Source organism: Acinetobacter kyonggiensis, assembly GCF_900107285.1.
In the GTDB taxonomy this organism is placed as follows: Bacteria; Pseudomonadota; Gammaproteobacteria; order Pseudomonadales; family Moraxellaceae; genus Acinetobacter; species Acinetobacter kyonggiensis.
The window spans coordinates 1-1,882 of record NZ_FNPK01000067.1; the positions used below are offsets into that span (position 1 = coordinate 1).

Sequence of the window (1,882 nt, forward strand, 5' to 3'; positions counted from 1 at the left end):
AACAAAGAAACTTAAATCCTGTTCTTGACTCTTGCAGTTAAAAACAGGACATTTTAAATGGTTTATCGCATAGACATTTTAATTGGTGAATAACAGAAAAATAAATAGTGTTATATTTCAAAAAGTTATGCTATAAGAAATTGGGGACGCAAACCTAAAAAGCCGACTTGGAAACAAGTCGGCTTTTTTATGAACAGTTTTGATATCTTCTGCCAATAAAAACGATCAATATTTAATCAAATTGAAACTTTAGTGTGCATTATCAATTCATCGACTGCTCAAATTATCCCCAATTTCTGCGGATAACCCTTGGGGTAAAATTTAAGCACTTATGTACGCTTAGGCGTACAACAATTCCCGCCCTTTGCGGCTATACGATTTCACGCTGATTTCTTATCATGGGGACATAGAGAGCAGGATGCTCCAGATAAGAATAACAAGATCAGATACAAGGAATGTGAGGTACGACAGGAGTTATACCAAAGCACCCAATACGAAAAACCCCGACAGGATGTCGGGGTTTTTTATTGCTTAAATATCTATAGCTGAGTATTGATCTGATAGCGTGTATTACGCCCACCACCTTCCAATTTGACGAGACATTCTTTCTCAAGCAAGTCTGATAAATGGCGAGTAGCTGTGGCCTTACTAATTTTAGCAACCTTTTGATATTGTGATGCACTGATACCATGTTCAAAGCCATTTTCGCCACCGTCTAATAAACGATTTAGAACTTTACGTTGTTCTTCACTCAGGGCTAAATTTGAATACTTATGCCAAAATTGACTTTTAAATAATGTTCGACTGATCTGCGCTAAGGTTTTTTCAAGGCTATCATTCAATGTATCTAGAAACCAAACTAGCCAATCTGTGATATCAGAATCATTTTTTTGAGTTTGTTCTAATATCTCATAGTAACTTTTACGTTTATTTAATATCGCAGTAGACATTGCATATAAACGGATACTCTGTTCATCCATTTGAGCTAGGGCAAGGTCTGTCAGTGTACGTGTAATACGTCCATTCCCATCATCAAAAGGATGTAGGGTAACAAACCATAAATGGGTAATGCCTGCACGTAAAAGAGGATCAAGCAATGAATCATTCAGACTTTGATTAAACCACGCTATGAATGTATTTAAGCGTTCTTCTAAGCCTTCTCTTGGCGGTGCTTCAAAATGTACTTTAGGATAATCCAATCGACCTGAAACGACCTGCATAGGCTCTGATCCCCGAAGTTGACCAATGCGTAAACGTTGCATTGTCCAATCTGGGTCATTGAAAAGCCAACGATGCCATTGCATGAGACGCTCAACAGTCAATGGTTGCTTAACATCGTTCAGCGCATCTAGCATGATATTGGCTAAACCTTCTGATCGATCTGAGCTTGGATAAGGCTGTTCAAGTGTGACACCTAAGCGTTGAGCTAGAGATGATCGCAATGAAAAAACATTGATGGTTTCATTTTCAATTGCAGATGAAGCAACAAGATTGGCAAGCAGAGTATCTAGGGTGAACTGCTCTTTTGCTAAATCATGCTGACTTTGCCCAATAAGAATCCCTATTTTTTGATGTATCTGTCTGGTTTTAGGCAAGATAATTGAATCTAGCCATGTAAAATTTGTCCAGTTTTCTGCTTGCCAGATCCATTCCTGCATTTTCAATCGCTCATCTAAAATTTCAGATGAGTTGAATATAGCATTTATTCGGCTCATATTGTGAGCCGAATAAGATGGTTAATCAGCTCATTTTATCTAGGACATTTCTATTTGGGGGCTAACAGTCGATGTTAGAACCCATTTAAAGTGTCTATATTCTCACCAATAAAAATGTCTAGTTTATGATGGTTTTTATCACCATGGACTGGATATAAAATATAGAT

General features: G+C 37.5%; 1 protein-coding gene. It reads right to left on the reverse strand.

All coding sequences use genetic code 11. The annotated features are described in order from the left end of the window. Positions 1-539 precede the first annotated feature (539 nt). Positions 540-1,658, reverse strand: a complete 1,119-nt coding sequence (locus tag BLV99_RS17940; protein WP_092693066.1) for a Fic family protein — start codon at positions 1,656-1,658, stop codon at positions 540-542. Between the last annotated feature and the right edge of the window lie 224 nt (positions 1,659-1,882).

Coding starts and splice junctions, on each gene's coding strand:
- BLV99_RS17940 (WP_092693066.1), bottom strand. CDS start 1,658: ATGCAGGAATGGATCTGGCAAGCAGAAAACTGGACAAATTTTACATGG.